General features: G+C 71.9%; 15 protein-coding genes and 1 riboswitch. Of the genes, 5 read left to right on the top strand and 10 right to left on the bottom strand.

The features are described 5' to 3' along the window. Positions 1-18 precede the first annotated feature (18 nt). Genes hisG through ribD form a run of 7 tightly spaced genes read right to left on the bottom strand, consistent with a single transcriptional unit; the run spans position 19 to position 5376 of the window. The gene (hisG, locus tag ABZ385_RS21415) at positions 19-867 is read right to left on the bottom strand and encodes an ATP phosphoribosyltransferase (RefSeq protein WP_358582275.1); all 849 of its coding nucleotides are present in this window, start codon (positions 865-867) and stop codon (positions 19-21) included. Positions 868-922: 55 nt separating this feature from the next. Then, positions 923-1195, bottom strand: coding sequence for a phosphoribosyl-ATP diphosphatase (locus tag ABZ385_RS21410; RefSeq protein ID WP_135330016.1), 273 nt, complete (start codon positions 1193-1195; stop codon positions 923-925). Positions 1196-1230: 35 nt separating this feature from the next. Further along, a complete protein-coding gene (gene ribH / locus ABZ385_RS21405; protein WP_358912616.1) occupies positions 1231-1716 on the bottom strand; it encodes a 6,7-dimethyl-8-ribityllumazine synthase in 486 nt (161 codons plus the stop codon). A 52-nt stretch (positions 1717-1768) separates the two neighbouring features. Then, positions 1769-3058 (bottom strand): bifunctional 3,4-dihydroxy-2-butanone-4-phosphate synthase/GTP cyclohydrolase II, encoded by a 1290-nt coding sequence (locus ABZ385_RS21400; RefSeq protein WP_358582270.1) that lies wholly within the window; start codon positions 3056-3058, stop codon positions 1769-1771. Next, positions 3055-3654 carry a nicotinamide mononucleotide transporter family protein gene (locus tag ABZ385_RS21395; protein WP_358582317.1) on the bottom strand — a complete coding sequence of 200 codons (600 nt, stop codon included), beginning with the start codon at positions 3652-3654 and terminating at the stop codon, positions 3055-3057. Before ABZ385_RS21395 ends, ABZ385_RS21400 begins: the two co-directional genes overlap by 4 nt. A 44-nt stretch (positions 3655-3698) precedes the next feature. Further along, positions 3699-4319, bottom strand: a complete 621-nt coding sequence (locus tag ABZ385_RS21390; RefSeq protein ID WP_358582267.1) for a riboflavin synthase — start codon at positions 4317-4319, stop codon at positions 3699-3701. A gap of 1 nt (position 4320) precedes the next feature. After that, positions 4321-5376 carry a bifunctional diaminohydroxyphosphoribosylaminopyrimidine deaminase/5-amino-6-(5-phosphoribosylamino)uracil reductase RibD gene (gene ribD, locus ABZ385_RS21385; protein WP_358582315.1) on the bottom strand — a complete coding sequence of 352 codons (1056 nt, stop codon included), beginning with the start codon at positions 5374-5376 and terminating at the stop codon, positions 4321-4323. Positions 5377-5590: 214 nt separating this feature from the next. After that, positions 5591-5721, bottom strand: a riboswitch (FMN riboswitch). A gap of 327 nt (positions 5722-6048) precedes the next feature. Here ribD and ABZ385_RS21380 point away from each other — a divergent pair. Then, positions 6049-8319, top strand: a complete 2271-nt coding sequence (locus ABZ385_RS21380) for a chitinase C-terminal domain-containing protein (RefSeq protein WP_358912634.1) — start codon at positions 6049-6051, stop codon at positions 8317-8319. A 30-nt stretch (positions 8320-8349) separates the two neighbouring features. Here ABZ385_RS21380 and ABZ385_RS21375 read toward each other — a convergent pair whose 3' ends face one another. Then, entirely contained in the window at positions 8350-9510 is a 1161-nt protein-coding gene (locus ABZ385_RS21375; RefSeq protein ID WP_358912614.1) for an ROK family transcriptional regulator, read from the bottom strand. Positions 9511-9608: 98 nt separating this feature from the next. On the opposite strand from ABZ385_RS21375, the gene ABZ385_RS21370 reads away from it, so the two are divergent. From ABZ385_RS21370 to ABZ385_RS21355, 4 genes are all read left to right on the top strand, one after another. Continuing rightward, positions 9609-10817: an MFS transporter gene (locus ABZ385_RS21370; RefSeq protein WP_358912613.1), complete on the top strand. Its 1209-nt coding sequence runs from the start codon at positions 9609-9611 to the stop codon at positions 10815-10817. 85 nt (positions 10818-10902) lie between these two features. Further along, positions 10903-12306, top strand: a complete 1404-nt coding sequence (locus ABZ385_RS21365) for a solute carrier family 23 protein (protein ID WP_358912611.1) — start codon at positions 10903-10905, stop codon at positions 12304-12306. A 245-nt stretch (positions 12307-12551) separates the two neighbouring features. Continuing rightward, on the top strand, positions 12552-13736 hold the full coding sequence (locus tag ABZ385_RS21360) for a Cmx/CmrA family chloramphenicol efflux MFS transporter (protein ID WP_358912609.1): 1185 nt from the start codon (positions 12552-12554) through the stop codon (positions 13734-13736). 139 nt (positions 13737-13875) lie between these two features. Continuing rightward, positions 13876-14583 carry a DUF5995 family protein gene (locus ABZ385_RS21355; RefSeq protein WP_358582312.1) on the top strand — a complete coding sequence of 236 codons (708 nt, stop codon included), beginning with the start codon at positions 13876-13878 and terminating at the stop codon, positions 14581-14583. A gap of 57 nt (positions 14584-14640) precedes the next feature. Here ABZ385_RS21355 and ABZ385_RS21350 read toward each other — a convergent pair whose 3' ends face one another. Further along, positions 14641-16335: an NAD(P)/FAD-dependent oxidoreductase gene (locus ABZ385_RS21350; RefSeq protein WP_358582253.1), complete on the bottom strand. Its 1695-nt coding sequence runs from the start codon at positions 16333-16335 to the stop codon at positions 14641-14643. Positions 16336-16384: 49 nt separating this feature from the next. After that, complete coding sequence (locus ABZ385_RS21345; RefSeq protein ID WP_358582251.1) at positions 16385-17182, bottom strand: carbon-nitrogen hydrolase family protein; 798 nt, start codon at positions 17180-17182, stop codon at positions 16385-16387. Between the last annotated feature and the right edge of the window lie 121 nt (positions 17183-17303).

Genomic DNA, 17303 nt, shown 5'->3' with positions numbered 1-17303 from the left:
ATGCGGGCTCCGGCCGGTTCAGAGACGGCAGGCGTGGATGGCGGTGGTCAGGATGGCCCGCGCGCCGAGGGCGTACAGGTCGTCCATGACGCGCTGCGCCTCCTTGGCGGGGACCATGGAGCGCACGGCCACCCAGCCCTCGTTGTGCAGCGGGGAGATCGTCGGCGATTCGAGGCCGGGGGTGAGGGCGACGGCCCGCTCCAGGTGCTCGGCGCGGCAGTCGTAGTCCATCATCACGTACGACCGGGCGACCAGGACGCCCTGGAGGCGGCGCAGGAACTGCTGCACCTTGTCGTCGTCGCCGTCGGCGCCGGCGCGCCGGATGACGACCGCCTCGGACTTCATGATCGGCTCGCCGAAGACCTCCAGGCCCGCGTTGCGCAGGGAGGTGCCGGTCTCCACGACGTCCGCGATGACCTGGGCGACGCCCAGTTCGATGGCGGTCTCGACGGCGCCGTCGAGGTGGACGACGGAGGCGTCGACGCCGTGGTCCGCGAGGTGCTTGGCGACGATGCCCTCGTAGGAGGTGGCGACGGTCTTGCCGGCGAGGTCCTCGATGCCGTGGGCGGTGCCCGGCTTGGCGGCGAAGCGGAAGGTGGAGCGGGCGAAGCCGAGCGGCAGGATCACCTCGGCGTTCGCCCCGGAGTCGACCAGCAGGTCCTGGCCGGTGATGCCGATGTCCAGCCGGCCGGCCGAGACGTAGATCGCGATGTCCTTGGGCCGGAGGTAGAAGAACTCGACCTCGTTCTCTGGGTCGACGAGGACGAGTTCCTTCGACTCCTTGCGCTGCTGGTAGCCGGCCTCATGGAGCATCGCCGACGCAGGTCCGGACAGTGAACCCTTGTTGGGGACGGCGATGCGCAGCATGAGGTCGGATTCCTTTGCGTGAAGGGGTGTGGGGCCGGCTCGGATGACGTGCGGCTCAGAGGTGGGCGTAGACGTCGTCGAGGGAGATGCCGCGGGCGACCATCATCACCTGGACGTGGTAGAGCAGCTGCGAGATCTCCTCGGCGGCGGCTTCCTTGCCCTCGTGCTCGGCGGCCATCCAGACTTCGGCGGCCTCCTCGACGACCTTTTTGCCGATGGCATGGACGCCCTTGTCGACCAGCTCGGCGGTGCGGGAGGTCGCGGGGTCGCCGTTGGCGGCCTTGTGCTGGAGCTCGGCGAAGAGCTCCTCGAAAGTCTTCTTGGACATGATGCCGTTCACTCTACGCGGCCGGGGGGCGCCGCTCAGCGCCAGGGCTCGGAGACGGCGCGCAGCGTGGTCGCGGTGGCCACGGCCGCGGTGACCGCTTCGTGCCCCTTGTCCTCGCGGGAGCCCTCGATGCCCGCGCGGTCGAGGGCCTGCTCCTCGGTGTCGCAGGTGAGCACGCCGAAGCCGATGGGGACGCCGGTGTCCACGCAGACCTGGGTGAGGCCCTGGGTGACGCCCTGGCACACGTACTCGAAGTGCGGGGTGCCGCCGCGGATGACGACGCCGAGTGCCACGATGGCGTCGTAGCCGCGTCCGGCGAGGACCTTCGCGACGACCGGCAGCTCGAAGCTGCCCGGCACGCGCAGGACGGTCGGCTCGCTGATGCCCAGCTCGCCGAGGGCGCGCAGGGCGCCGTTCACGAGGCCGTCCATGACCTTCTCGTGCCACTGCGCGGCGATCATCGCGACCCGCAGGTCTCCGCAGTTCTTCACACTCAGTTCGGGTGCGCCCTTGCCGCTCACGCGCTTCTCCTTCGGGTCCGTCGACAGCAGTCGTGGAAAGTTGGGGGGTGTCTTACTGGTTGCCGCAGGGCGAGACGCCGGGGGTGTCCAGCCAGGGCAGGTCGTGGCCCATCCGGTCCCGCTTGGTGCGCAGGTAGCGGAGGTTGTGCTCGCCGGCCGTGACGGGCATCGGCTCCCGTGCGGTGATCCGCAGGCCGTGCCGCAGGACGGCGTCGGTCTTGTCGGGGTTGTTGGTCATCAGGCGGACGCTGCGCACGCCGAGGTCGTCCAGGATCCGCGCGCCCGCGCCGTAGTCCCGGGCGTCGGCGGGCAGGCCGAGCTCCAGGTTGGCGTCGAGGGTGTCGCTGCCGCGCTCCTGGAGTTCGTAGGCCCGCAGTTTGGAGAGCAGGCCGATGCCGCGCCCCTCGTGGCCGCGGAGGTAGACGAGGACGCCGCGTCCTTCCTCGGTGATGCGCCGCATGGACTCCTCCAGCTGCGGGCCGCAGTCGCAGCGCAGGGAGTGGAAGACGTCGCCGGTCAGGCACTCGGAGTGGAGCCGGGCCAGGACGTCCTCGCCCTCGCCGAGCTCGCCGTGGACGAGGGCGACGTGCTCGACGCCGTCGACGGTGGAGCGGTAGCCGTAGGCGGTGAAGTCGCCGAAGGCGGTGGGCAGCTTGACCTCGGCCTCGCGGCGGACGGTGGGCTCGCTGGAGCGGCGGTAGGCGATCAGGTCCGCGATGGAGATGATCGTCAGTCCGTGCTTGCGGGCGAAGGGGATCAGCTCCGGCAGGCGGAGCATCTTGCCGTCCTCGCCCGCGATCTCCACGATGGCGCCGGCGGGGCGCAGGCCCGCGAGGCGGGCGAGGTCGACGGCGGCCTCGGTGTGGCCGTCGCGGGCGAGCACACCGCCGGAGCGGGCGCGCAGCGGGAAGATGTGGCCGGGCCGCACGAAGTCGTCGGCGGCGGCCGTCCCGCGGGCGAGCAGCTGGAGGGTGGTGGCGCGGTCGGCGGCGGAGATGCCGGTGCTCACGCCGTGGGCGGCCGAGGCGTCGACGGAGACGGTGAAGGCCGTGCTCATCGACTCGGTGTTGTTCTCGACCATCTGCGGCAGGCGCAGCCGGTCGAGTTCCTCGGCCTCCATGGGCGCGCAGATCAGGCCGCGGCACTCGCTCATCATGAAGGCGACGATCTCGGGGGTCGCCATCTCGGCGGCGACGACGAGGTCGCCCTCGTTCTCGCGGTCCTCGTCGTCGACGACGACGACGGGGCGGCCCGCGGCGATGTCGCGGACGGCCTGCTCGACGGGGTCGAGGGACAGGTCCTCGACGTCGTCCGTGCTGTATCGGACAGGTGCCGTGGTCATGCCGGGGCTCCTTCGATGACGTGCTTCGAGGCCGCCGCGCGGGAGCGCAGCCACCAGTCGCGCATGCCCCACAGGACGAGGGCGAGGTAGACGACGTAGACGAGGCCGGAGAAGGCCAGGCCGCTGCTGAAGGCGAGGGGCACGCCGACGACGTCCACGAGCAGCCAGGCGAACCAGAACTCGACGAGGCCGCGCGCCTGGGCGACCATCGCGGCGAGCGTGCCGACGAAGATGTAGGCGTCCGGCCAGGGGTTCCAGGACAGCGAGGGCACGGCGGTGAACAGCGCGCCCACGGCGAGCGTGCCGAGGGCGGTGCCGCCGAGGAGGATCCCCCGCTCCTTCCAGCTCGCGAAGCGGATGGCGATGGAGCCGTCCTGCGCCTGCCGCTTGCCGCGCGTCCACTGCCGCCAGCCCCACAGCGCGACGCCGATGACGAGGAACTGCTTGCCGACGCCGCCGGACAGCTCCGCGGCGGCGTACGCGGCGACGAGGATGACGCCGGACAGGAACTGGGCGGGCCAGGTCCATATCGAGCGCCGCCAGCCGAGGGCGAGGGCGATGAGACCGACGGTGTTGCCGATCATGTCGGACCACATGATGTGCTGGTCGAAGGCCGTGAAGGCCTCGCTGTTGAGCCAGTTCACTTGGTGGCCTCCCGACCGGGGGCGTGGGCGCGGTCGCCGAGGAGGCGCTCCACGTACTTGGCGATGATGTCGACCTCGACGTTGACCGGGTCGCCGGGCTGCTTGATGCCGAGGGTGGTCAGCGCGAGGGTGGTGGGGATCAGGCTGACGGTGAAGAAGTCGGGGCCCGCGTCGACGACGGTGAGGCTGACGCCGTCGACCGTGACGGAGCCCTTCTCCACGACGTAGCGGGAGAGGCCGGCGGGCAGGGAGATCGTGACGATCTCCCAGTTCTCGGAGGGCTCGCGCGCCAGGATCTCGCCGGTGCCGTCGACGTGGCCCTGCACGATGTGCCCGCCGAGGCGCGCGCCGACCGAGGTGGGGCGCTCCAGGTTGACGCGGGAGCCGACGGTGAGCGCGCCGAGGCTGGAGCGCTTCAGGGTCTCCGCCATCACGTCGGCGGTGAATTCGTCGCCCTCGTGCTCCACGACCGTCAGACACACGCCGTTGACGGCGATGGAGTCGCCGTGCCGGGCCCCTTCGGTGACCACGGGGCCGCGCAGGCGGAACCGGGACGCGTCGGGGAGGTTCTCGACGGCGGTGATCTCGCCCAGCTCTTCGACGATTCCGGTGAACACGTCAGTGCTCCTTCGCTACGGGGGTCGCGGTGATGCGCAGGTCGGGTCCGAGGCGGACGGTCTCGCTCACGTCGAGCCGCAACGCTTCGGTGATGGTGGTGATTCCGCCGCCGGCCAGGGCGGTGGGGCCCGCGCCCAGCAGCACGGGGGCGAGGTAGGCGACGACGCGGTCGAGGGCGCCGGCGGCGACGAAGGCGCCGGCGAGGGTCGGGCCGCCTTCGAGGAGCACGGAGCGCACTCCGCGCCGGTGGAGGACGTCGAGGAGGGCCGGGATGTCCAGACCGTGCTGGGTGCGCGGGAGCCGGACGGTCTCGGCGCCGTGCCGGGGGCGGGCGTCCTCGGCCACGGCGATCAGGGTCGGCGCCGCGGCGTCCAGGACACGGGCGCCCGGTGTGACGGCGGTGCCGCGGGTGTCGACGACGACGCGCAGCGGCTGGACGGCGCCCGGCACGTCCCGCACGGCGAGGTGCGGGTCGTCGGCGCGCTGGGTGCCGGAGCCGACGACGACGGCGTCACTCTGGGCGCGCAGCCGGTGCACGTCGGCGCGGGAGTCGGCGGAGGTGATCCAGCGGCTCGAACCGTCGGCGGCGGCGATCCTGCCGTCCAGCGAGGCGGCGTACTTCCAGGTGACGTGGGGGCGGCCGAGGCGTACGGAGGTGAGCCAGGCGGCGTTGCCCCGCGCGGCCTCCGCTTCGAGCAGGCCGGCTTCCACGGAGATCCCGGCCGTACGGAGCGTCTGCGCGCCGCCGGTCGCGGTGGGGTCGGGGTCGCCGACGGCGTAGACGACGCGGGCGATCCCGGCGTCGATGAGGGCCTGGGCGCAGGGGCCGGTGCGGCCGGTGTGGTTGCAGGGCTCCAGGGTGACGAGCGCGGTGCCGCCGCGGGCCCGCTCACCGGCCGCGCGCAGGGCGTTGACCTCGGCGTGCGGGCCGCCGGCGCGCTGGTGCCAGCCCTCCCCCGCGACCTCGCCGGACGCGTCGAGCACGACGCAGCCGACGACGGGGTTGGGGCTCGTGGCTCCGAGACCGAGCGCTGCGAGCTCGACGGCGCGCCGCATGGCGGCTGCTTCGGCTACGGCGGTGGCCACCGGGTCCTCCTGCCTCTTCGGCACGGACTCCGGGGCTGTCGATGACGACGACACGTACGGGCGACGACGACACCGTCAGACACGTCGTCGCCGAAAGAGACCTGTCCCCGGGAGGTCCCAGGAACCGCCCCTGGCCGAGGCCAGGAACAAGCCAAGTCGGCGGCGTGCATGAGATGCCCGCCCGCCGCGCACTGCCTCCCATCCGGACTTTCACCGTCGGTCCAGGAATTTCACCTGGTCAACCGACCGCTGGAGGCGGCCGGGTCGCGGACTGTAACCGCCGGTTCGGAATTACACCGACCCCGGAGTGCGCTGCTTGTGGTACGAGGCCAGTGTGCCACGCCTGGTCGTGGGCCAGGCGAGTGACCGGCTGTGGGCTGGCTCACAAGGACGGCCATCGATCTTGCGTTCAACAACTTGGTCCAGACCTATTGACCGACTGGTCTAGTCCTCTTAATCTCTGCGTCACCTCCCAGGAGCCGGAGCCGACGGTGTGCGCACACCGGGCCCCAGAACGTCCCACCTCTGTACCGGCTGTGCTGTTCCGCCCGTCCGCGTTCCACCATGCCCCTGGAGGCCCCCTTGCCGTCCCTCGACCGCGCGAGATCCACCGTGCTCGCGACCGGCGTCGCCGTAGCCGGAATGCTGCTCGGCATGGTGTCCGGCGGCGTCTCGCACGCCGCCGACGACGCGTCCTGCCGCCCCGACGGCCTCTACCGGACGCCCGGTGTCGACGTCCCCTACTGCTCCGTCTACGACAGCGCCGGCCGCGAGAAGATGGGCGCCGACCACCAGCGCCGGGTCATCGGCTACTTCACCGGCTGGCGCACCGGCAAGAACGGCGAGCCCGCCTACCTCGCCTCCGACATCCCGTGGGAGAAGGTCACCCACGTCAACTACGCCTTCGGGCACATCGACAAGGCCAACAAGCTCTCCGTGGGCTCCGACGGCGAGAAGAACGCCGCCACCGGCATGACCTGGCCGGGCGTCGCGGGCGCCGAGATGGACCCCGCGCTGCCCTACAAGGGCCACTTCAACCTGCTCAACAAGTTCAAGAAGAAGCACCCGGACGTCAAGACGCTCATCTCCGTGGGCGGCTGGGCCGAGACGGGCGGCTACTTCGGCGACGACGGCGAGCGCGTGAAGTCCGGCGGCTTCTACTCGATGGCGACCAACGCCGACGGCTCGGTCAACCAGGCGGGCATCGACACCTTCGCCGACTCGGCGGTCGCCTTCATAAAGAAGTATGGCTTCAACGGCGTCGACATCGACTACGAGTACCCGACCTCGATGAAAGACGCGGGCCACCCGGCCGACTTCCCGATCTCCAACGCCCGGCGCGGCGGCCTGGTCAAGGGCTACGCGGCGCTGATGAAGTCCCTGCGCGAGAAGCTCGACAGGGCGGGCGCGGCGGACGGCAGGCACTACATGCTGACCGTGGCGGCGCCCTCCTCCGGCTATCTGCTGCGCGGCATGGAGACCTTCCAGGTCCAGAAGTACCTGGACTACGTCAACATCATGTCCTACGACCTGCACGGCGCCTGGAACGAGTACGTCGGTCCGAACGCCTCGCTCTTCGACGACGGCAAGGACGCCGAACTCGCGGCGGCGGGCGTCTACGGCAGCCAGCAGTACGGCGGCATCGGCTACTTGAACACCGACTGGGCCTACCACTACTTCCGCGGCTCGATGCCCGCGGGGCGGATCAACATCGGCCTGCCGTACTACACGCGCGGCCACAAGAACGTGCAGGGCGGCACCGACGGGCTGTGGGGCAAGGCGGCGGCGAGCACGTGTCCGGCCGGCTCGGGCCTGACCAAGTGCGGTGACGGCGCGGTCGGCATCGACAACCTGTGGCACGACAAGGACGACAACGGCAAGGAGTCCCCGGCGGGCTCCAACCCGATGTGGCACGCCAAGAACCTGGAGAAGGGGATCGTCGGCGACTACGTCACCAAGTACGGCTTCCCCGCGGACACCAGGCTGACCGGCACCTACGCCCGCAAGTACAGCTCCTCGCTGGTCGCGCCGTGGCTGTGGAACGCGGAGAAGAAGGTCTTCCTGTCCACGGAGGACGAGGAGTCGGTGGCGAAGAAGGCCGACTACGTGGTCGACCGGGGCATCGGCGGCACGATGGTCTGGGAGATGGCGGGCGACTACCGCTGGAACGCGGCCAAGGGCCAGTACGAGATGGGCGACACGCTCACCTCGCTGATGCACGACAAGTTCAAGGCCGCGAAGCCGTACGGCGCGAAGGTCGCGAACAAGGAGATGCCCACCAAGGCCGTGGACATCGGCGTGGAGTTCGGGGACTTCAAGCTCGGTGACTCCAACTACCCGATCACGCCCAAGGTGAAGATCACCAACAACACCAAGACGGCGCTGCCGGGCGGTACGGAGTTCCAGTTCGACTACGCCACCTCGGCCCCGGGCAACGCCTCCGACCAGTCGGGCTTCGGCACGAAGGTCATCAGCAGCGAGCACACCGGAAGCAACGTCGGCGGCCTGAAGGGCGACTTCCACCGGGTCTCGCTGAAGCTTCCCGCCTGGCAGTCGCTGGCCCCGGGCGCCTCGGTGGACCTGTCGTTCAACTACTACCTGCCGGTGTCGACCCCGTGGAACTGGACGGTGAACATCAGCGGCACGACGTACGCGCTCACCGGCGACCTGGCGCGCGGCACCACGGTCGTCGAACCGGGCACGGGCACCGGCCCCACCGACCCGCCGGGGCCGACGGACCCGCCGGTACCCGGCGCGTGCACGGCCCCCGCGTGGAGCTCGTCGGCCGAGTACGGCTCCGGCACGACCGTCTCGCACAAGGCGCACACCTGGAAGGCGAAGTGGTGGACGAAGGGCGATGAGCCCGGCGCCGGCGGCCAGTGGGGCGTCTGGCAGGACCTCGGCGCCTGCTGACCTTCGCCCGACCCGGCCCGCCGCCCCGCCTCACCGGCCGGGCGGCGGGCCGAACAGTTCGTCCTGGGCCGCGTCACGGGCGGCGAGCAGCGCGCCGCGAGAGACCGCCGAGTCGCCGAGGACGCTCGCCCGGACCTCGGTGCGCAGGGGCGACATGGCGCTGACACGGGCGGTGACCCGCTCGGCGAGCGCGGCACCGCCCGCGCGGCCCACCTCGCCGCCCAGCACCACGCAGCCCGGGTCCAGGATCGCGGCCATCGCGGCGGCGCCGACGGCGATCCGGTCCGCGACGGCGTCCAGGAAGGCGTCCGCGCCGCTCCCGACGGCACGGTGCACCACGTCGGCGGCGGTCAGGCCGGGGCCGGACAGGCCGTGCTCCGCGCCGAGTTCCCGCAGCGCGGCGGCGCAGGCCAGCGAGTGGAAACCGCCCTCGCAGCCGGTGGCGGAGGGCAGCGAGCCCGTGCCCGGCACCGGCAGGAAGCCGATCTCGCCCGTGCCGCCGGAGGCCCCCCTGCGCAGCACGCCGTCGAGCACGACGGCGGCGCCCACACCCTCGCCGAGCCAGAGCAGCACGAAGGTGTCCCGGTCGTGCGCGGCGCCCTCGCGCCGTTCGGCGCGGGCCGCGAGGTTGGTCTCGTTCTCCACCAGGACCCGCGCGCCGAGCCGCTCCTGGAGGGCGCCGGGGAGCCGGCGGTGCCAGGCGGGCAGGGACGTCGTGTCGTGCAGCTCGCCGGTGGCGGGATCGATGAGGCCGGGCGCGCCCATGCCGACGGTGTGCAGCCCTTGGGCGCCGCTCTCGCGTACGGCGCCCTCGACGAGCGCGAGGGCGCTTTCGACCGCGGCGGCGGTGTCGCCGCCGATGGGCGCGCGGGCCTCGGCGAGCCGCGCCCCCAGCAGGTCGGTCACGACCACGCGGACGCCGTCGGTGCGCACGTCGAGCGCGGCGAGGTGGGCGCGGTCGGCGACGATCCCGTAGAGCCGGGCGTTCGGGCCGCGCCGCTGGGCGCCCGCCTCGCCCACGACGGTGACGAGCCCGGCGCCCTGGAGACGCTCGACGAGGTCGGCGACCGAGGGCCGGGACAGGCCGGTGAGCTGCTTCAACTGGCCCGCGGTCAGGGGGCCCTCGCTCTGCAGCAGACCCAGTGCGAACCGGTCGTTGATGGCCCGGGCGGTCCTCGGTGAGGCAGGCATGCCGCGATCCTTCCACAGAGCGCTTCTATTTATCAGGCAGGGTTCCTGATAGTTTACGTCGCCGTATCGGGGCACATCTCGGGAGGGGCGGATCGGTGATGGGTGAAGTGGTCCACGACAAGAGGCGGCTGCGGCGCGCGCGGATCGCCGTGGCGGCCGTCTTCTGTGTGCACGGCGCGGTCACCGGCTCCTTCGCGACCCGGGTCCCCTGGATCCAGGAGCACGCCTCGGTCAGCGCCGGCCTGCTCGGCCTGGCCCTCGCCTTCCCGGCGATCGGCGCCTCCCTCGCGATGCCGCTCGCGAGCCGGATCAGCCACCGCTTCGGCGCCCGCAACGCGCTGCGCGGGCTGCTGGCGCTGTGGACGCTCTCGCTGATCCTGCCGTCGCTCGCGCCCAACCTGCTCACGCTCTGCCTCGCGCTCTTCGTGTACGGCGCGACGTCCGGCATGTCCGACGTCGCGATGAACGCGCTCGGCGTCGAGACGGAGACCCGCATGCAGAAGTCGATCATGTCGGGGCTGCACGGCATGTGGAGCGTGGGCGCCCTGATCGGCTCGGCGGCCGGCACGGTCGCCGCCCATCTGGGCTCGGACGCCCGGCTGCACCACGCGCTCGCCGCCGCCGCGCTGACGGTGCTCGGCCTCGCCGCCTGCCAGGGAGTGCTCGACCTCCAGGCGACGCCCGAGGAGGAGGTGCCGCCGCGGTTCTCGCTGCCGCCCAAGTCGGCGCTGCTCATCGGCGCGGTGGGCTTCTGCGCGGTCTTCGCCGAGGGCGCGAGCCTGGACTGGTCGGCGGTCTACCTGCGGGACGTCCTGGACACGTCGGCCGGTGTCGCCGCCGCGTCCACCACCGGTTTCACGCTCACCATGGCCGTCGCACGGCTGGCGGGCGACGCGGTGGTGGACCGGTTCGGGGCGGTGCGCACGGTGCGGGCCGGCGGGGTGCTCGCGGCCCTCGGCGGGCTGCTCGTGGTCTTCGCGACCCATCCGGTCATGGCCATGGGCGGCTTCGCCCTGCTGGGCCTCGGGATCGCCGTCGTGGTGCCGCTGGCGTTCGCCGCGGCCGGGCGCAGCGGCCCGAACCCCAGCCAGGCCATCGCGGGCGTCGCCACCATCACGTACACCTCGGGCCTCATCGCCCCCTCCGCGATCGGCACGCTGGCGGACGCGACGAGCCTGGTGGTCTCGTTCGGCCTGGTGACGCTGCTCGCCTTCGGCCTCGCGGTCTTCGCGGGCGTCCTGCGCACGGACGGCCGAGCGGCGGCGCCGGCCCCGAGCGCGCAGCCGACCGGAGAGAAGTCGCACTGACGTCGCATTAACATGGCGTCGATCATTTCGGGCCACGCGCGACACGCTGTGCGGTCCGTCCGGCGCACAGAAAGCGACACTCACCATGGATCTCGGCGTGCGCTGGAAACTGCACGGCGACGGCCGTACGCCCGCCCCCGGCGCGGTCGTGCGGCCCGACGAGCGGCTCTCGTGGCCGCGCACCTTCGGGCTCGGCGCGCAGCACGTGGTGGCCATGTTCGGCGCGTCCTTCGTGGCGCCCGTGCTGATGGGCCTCGACCCGAATCTCGCCATCATGATGTCGGGTGTCGCGACCGTCATCTTCCTGCTCGCCACGCGCGGGCGGGTGCCGAGCTACCTGGGCTGCTCGCTCTCGTTCGTGGGCGTGGCCGCCGTCATCCGGGCGCAGGGCGGCTCCAGCGCGACGGTCACCGGCGCCGTCCTCGTGGTGGGCGCCGTGCTGTTCCTGGTGGGGCTCGCGGTGCAGAAGTTCGGGGCGCGGATCATCCACGCCGCGATGCCGCCGGTCGTGACCGGCGCGGTCGTCATGCTGATCGGCTTCAATCTGGCGCCCGTGACCGCGTCGACGTACTGGCCGCAGGACCAGTGGACGGCTCTGCTGGTGATGCTGTTCACCGGACTGGCCGTGGTGTGTCTGCGCGGCTTCTGGTCGCGTGTCGCGATCTTCCTCGGCCTGGTCTTCGGCTACGCCGTCTCCTGGGTCTTCGACCAGGTCTTCGGCGCGATCCACTCGGCGGACGCCGCCGGCAAGGTCGTCGACCACTGGCGCCTGGACCTGTCCGGCGTCGGCAAGGCCGACTGGATCGGCCTGCCCTCCTTCCACGCGCCGAGCTTCGAGTGGTCGGCGATCCTCGTGGCGCTGCCCGTCGTCATCGCGCTGGTCGCGGAGAACGCGGGCCACGTCAAGGCCGTCGGCGAGATGACCGGCGACAACCTCGACGACAGGCTCGGCACGGCGATCTCCGCCGACGGCGCCGCCTCCATGCTCTCCACCGCGGTCGGCGGGCCGCCCAACACCACGTACTCCGAGAACATCGGCGTGATGGCGGCGACCCGCGTCTACTCCACGGCCGCGTACTGGGCGGCGGCCGCTTTCGCGCTGCTCTTCGGGCTCTGCCCCAAGTTCGGCGCGGTCGTCGCGGCGATCCCCGGCGGGGTGCTCGGCGGCATCACCGTCATCCTGTACGGCATGATCGGCCTGCTCGGCGCGCAGATCTGGCTCAACGCCGGGGTGGACCTGCGCAATCCGCTGAACCTCGTGCCGACCGCCGCCGGCATCATCATCGGCGTCGGCGGTGTCTCGCTGAAGATCACCGACAACTTCGAGCTGAGCGGCATCGCGCTCGGCACGATCGTCGTCATCACGGGCTACCACGTGCTGCGCGCGTTCGCCCCGCCGCACCTCAAGTCCCAGGAACCGCTGCTGGACGCGGGCACGTCGACCTACGACGAGAGCGGCGCCACGGACGAGAGCGACAGGGCCCGGTAGTCGGAGCGACAGGCCCCGGTAATCGGGTGGACAGGGCGCGCACCGCTTGACTAGCGTGCCCGCCATGTCCAGCCCCGAGGCGTCAAGACTGCGGCCACCGGTCCTCCGGTGGCTTTCCGCGCTCTCGCACTGACACGACGGCCGCATGCGACCTCCGCCTCGGCCGTACGCGACCTCCGCGCCGCCACCGGATCACCGCCCCGTGCCCTGATCCCGGCGTTTCCTCGTGGTTGCGGAGTCCTGCTGTGCCCTTTGCCCTCTACCTGCTCGGCCTTGCCGTCTTCGCGCAAGGCACCTCCGAGTTCATGCTGTCCGGTCTGGTGGCGGACATCGCCCGGGACCTGGAGGTGTCCATCCCGTCCGCGGGCCATCTGACCTCGGCTTTCGCCATCGGGATGGTGGTCGGCGCGCCGCTGATGGCCGTCGCGAGCCACCGCTTCTCGCGGCGCGGCGCGCTCTCGGCGTTCCTGGTCGCCTTCTTGCTGGTGCATGTCGTCGGCGCGCTCACCACGAGCTTCGCCGTGCTCCTCGCCACCCGTGTGGTGGGCGCTCTCGCCAACGCCGGCTTCCTCGCGGTCGCCCTGGTGACCGCCACCGCCATGGTCGAGCCACACGCGAAGGGCCGCGCGACCTCGGCCCTGCTCGGCGGGGTGACAATCGCCTGCGTCGCGGGGGTGCCCGCGGGTGCGCTGCTCGGCGAGATGTGGGGGTGGCGCTCCGCGTTCTGGGCCGTGGCCCTGCTCTCGGTGCCCGCGATCCTCGCGATCGTACGGGCCGTGCCGAAGGGGGCGCCGGACACCGCCGGGCCGGGCGTCCTCGGCGAGCTGCGCGCGCTGGGTGACCCACGGCTGCTGGTCACCCTGCTGCTCGGCGCGCTGGTGAACGGCGCGACGTTCTGCACGTTCACCTATCTCGCGCCCCTGGTCACCGAGGTCACCGGGCTCGGCTCGGCCTGGGTGCCGATGGTGCTCGCGCTCTTCGGCATCGGTTCGTTCGCCGGCGTCACGCTGGCGGGCCGCGCCGCCGACGTACGGCCGGTACCGCTCCTGGTGTCGGGCATGCTCGCCCTGCTGGCGGGCTGGGTCCTGTTCGCGGTGACCGCCGCGCACCCGGTGGCCGTGGTCGTGCTGGTCCTCGTCCAGGGCGCGCTGTCCTTCGGCGTGGGCTCGACGCTGATCTCGCAGGCCCTCTACGCGGCGAGCGACGCGCCCCGGCTGTCGGGCGGCTTCGCCACCGCCGCCTTCAACGTGGGCGGCGCGTTCGGTCCGTGGGCCGGCGGTCTCGCGATCTCGGCGGGGCTCGGCCACCGCTCGCCCCTGTGCGTAAGCGCGCTGCTCGTGGCGCTGGCGCTGGCCACCGCGGGCGTTGCGCTCGTCCTGCGGCGGCGGGTCCCGGCGGGCGCCGAGGCCCCTTCCGGCGTCCGCTCGTAACCGGGGCGGCGGGGTCCCTCGTTTCGGGGAAGCGACCGGTGCGCCGAGGGCCCGGTCGGGCCGGGCCTGGGACCCTGCCCCCATGGCGCAGGTGGAGCGGTTCGCACAGACACGGGCCCCGGAGCGCGGGGGCGACGGCATGGTGGCGCAGCGGTCCGGGCCGGCCGGGCCGCCTGCGCGCACACCGGAGGTCGACAGCGTCCTGGCGCGGATGCGCGCGCTCGGCGACGACTGGCCGCCGCACGACGGGGTGGCCGTCTTCAACCGCGTCTACCTCTCGGTGACCGAGGAGATCGGCCGGAGCATCGGTCGGGGCGCCTTCCCCGACACCCGGGCCGCGGCCACGCTGGGGGGCCGGTTCGCACAGCGGTATCTGGCCGCCGTCGACGCCGCGTCCGACGGCCGCACACCGCCCGCCTGCTGGCGTCCGCTGTTCCAGTACCGGCGCCATCCCGGCGTACGCCCGCTGCAGTTCGCCCTCGCGGGCATCAACGCGCACATCGGCCACGATCTGGCGCTCGCGCTGCTGGACACCTGCCGTGCGCTGGGCTGCGAACCGGCCGATCTGGAGGACGAGTTCGACCGCGTGGGCGACATCCTCGTGGCCCTGGAGGAACACATCCGCGAGGAGCTGATGCCCGGCCCCGACCTCCTCCAGATCAGCGATCCGCTGACCCATCTGGCGGGCTCCTGGAGCCTGGAGCGGGCCCGCGACGGCGCGTGGGCGGCGGCCCGCGCCCTGTGGGCGCTGCGGGAGCTGCCCGGCGTCGCCGAGGAGTTCACGCAGCGCCTGGACGGGGCGGTGGGCCTGGTGGGGCGCATCCTGCTCACCCCGCTGCCGGACTGAGCGCGGCCGCCGCCACCGCGCCCCTCGCCACTGCTCCGGCAGCCAGGCCTTCGGCGGTCAGTCCTCCGGCAGCTCGACCGGCGCGATCTCGTCGTACACGTCGCCCGGACCGGGGTTCGTGGCGTCCGTGGCCCCGCCGAAGTGGTGCATCACGCCCCACACCGCGTTCAGCGCGGTCTGGATCGCGCCCTCGGCCCAGCCGGCCGTCCAGGAGATGTCGTCGCCCGCGAGGAAGATGCCGCGCTTGTCCTCGGGCAGGCGGTCCTGCATGAAGTGGGTGAACAGGCGCCGCTGGTAGCGGTAGTGGCCGGGCAGGTTCGCCTTGAAGGCGCCCATGAAGTAGGGCTCGTTCTCCCAGGAGACCGTCACCGGGTTGCCGATGATGTGGCTGCGGATGTCGACCTTCGGGTAGATCTCGCCGAGCGACTTGAGCATGACCTCCATGCGCTCGTTCGCCGACAGGGGCAGCCACTTCAGGCTGTCGTCGCACCAGGTGTAGGAGAGGCAGATGACGGCGGGCTTGTCCGGACCGTCGTCCAGGAGGTAGGTGCCGCGCGTCATGCGGTCGGTGAGCGTCATCGACATGACGTCCCGGCCGGTCTCCTCGTCCTTGTCCAGCCAGAACGGCCGGTCGACCGGCACGAACAGCTTGGAGGACTCCATGTAGTGGGTGCGCTCCATCGCCGTCCAGTGGTCGATGGGGAAGAGCGAGTCGTCGCACTCGATCTTGGAGAGCAGCATCCACGACTGGGCGGTGAAGATCGCCGCCCGGTAGGTGCGGATGTCGCCGGAGGCGTCGGTGACGGTGACGCGGTTCCCGGCGGTGCGGGTCAGGCGCGTCACGGCCGGCTTGGGCTCGCCGCCCTCGTGGAGCGTCTTCAGGGACGTGCCGGGCTCCCAGTGCACGATCTTCTGCGGCTCCCGCTCCCACAGGCGCAGGGGCAGCTGCTGGCTGCCGCCGACGATGCCGCGGTGGTGGTCGTCGGCCTCGGTGTAGACGACGCGCAGGATCTCCAGGATGGAGTTCGGGAAGTCGGTGTCCCAGCCGCCCGTGCCGAAGCCGACCTGGCCGAAGATCTCGCGGTGCCGGAAGGACTTGAAGGCCTCGGAGTCGCAGAGGAAGCCGTAGAAGGTCTGGTTGTCGAGCTTCTCGACCAGCTTCGACCAGATCTCGCGGATCTTGGGCACGTCGCGCTCGCGCAGGGCGCGGTTCATGTCGGAGAAGTCGGCGCCCTCTTCCAGGCAGTCCGCCCACGCCTTCGCCACGTCGCGGTAGACCTGCGGCAGGTCCGCCACCGTCTCGGCGTAGTGCGACTCGCCCTTGAGGTCCACGACCGTGGAGGGGGTCGACTCGGCGAGCGGGTTCGGGAACGCGCGGGTCTTCAGACCCACCAGGTCGATGTAGTGCTGGAGCGCCGTCGAGGACGGCGGGAAGCGCATGGCGCCCATCTCGGCCGTCAGGTCGGCGTCGCACCCCTCGAAGCCGACGGTGCGCAGCCGGCCGCCGATCTGGTCGGCCTCGTAGACGACGGGCTTGAGGCCCATCTTCATCAGCTCGTACGCGGCGACGATGCCGGACAAGCCACCGCCGATGACGGCGACCTCGGTGCCGTGCTCGGTCGCGGGTATCTGGCCGAGGCCCGCGGGGTGCGCGAGGAAGTCGTCGTACGCGTAGGGGAAGTCCGGGCCGAACATGGTGATCGGCGGCTGGGCGTCGGTGTGCTGGATGGCGGTGGGCACCGTGGACGTCATGGGGTACGGACTCCTTGCACGAACTGAAAAGTCAGGTGAGGGGGTGGGCTCAGACGAGGGACGCGTACAGGCCGGGGCGGCGGTCGCGCAGGTAGGGGTTGGTCTCGCGGGACGCGCGCAGGAAGTCCGGGTCGACGTCGCCGACGACCAGCTCGGTGCCGCGGCCGGCGCGGGCCCGTGCCACCCCGTCGGGGCCGGCCAGCGTGGACAGGCCGACGAACTCGAACTCGCCCTCGGGGCCGACGCGGTTGACGTACGCGACGTACATCTGGTTCTCGAAGGCGCGCACCGGGATGACCGACTCGGCGACGAACTGGAAGGGGTGCATCTGCGCGGTGGGGACGAGAAGCAGGTCGGTGCCCGCGAGGCCGTGCGCGCGGACGTTCTCCGGGAACTCCACGTCGTAGCAGATCATGAGGCCGACGCGGACGCCGCCCAGCTCGGCCTGGACGACGGGCTGCTCCCCCGGGGTGAAGGCGTCGCGCTCGAAGCAGCCGAAGAGGTGGGTCTTGCGGTAGTTCGCGAGGCGGGTCCCGTCCGGGCCGATGAGCTGCGCGGAGTTGAAGACGACGTCGCCCTCGCGCTCCGGGTAGCCGTAGACGACGCCGACCCGGTGGCGGACCGCGATCTCGGCGATCGCCGTCGCGGAAGGGCCGTCGGCGGCCTCGGCGAGGCGGGCGATGTCGTCGCCGATCGCGTACCCGGTGAGGAACAGCTCGGGCGCCACGAGCAGCCCGGCCCCCTGGGCGGCGGCGCGCGCGGCCGCATCGTCGAGCGCCGTGAGGTTCTCGGAGACGGATCCGAGCTGCCCGGAACTCTGGAGCAGGGCGGTGCGCAGCGCAGGCATGGCTGATCCTCATGGCGTACGAAGGGGCAGGTGGGGTCCGTTAGACGGTACGGGCGCCGACCTCGCCGGTACAAGACGCGACCGTTGCGGGCAGCCGCGCGATCTGTTGCGCGTACGGACG

Origin of the sequence: Streptomyces sp. NPDC005898 (assembly GCF_040629635.1) — a bacterium.
Classification (GTDB): domain Bacteria; phylum Actinomycetota; class Actinomycetes; order Streptomycetales; family Streptomycetaceae; genus Streptomyces.
The sequence above is the reverse complement of the archived record's forward strand: the minus strand, read 5'-3'. Positions and strand labels throughout refer to the sequence as shown.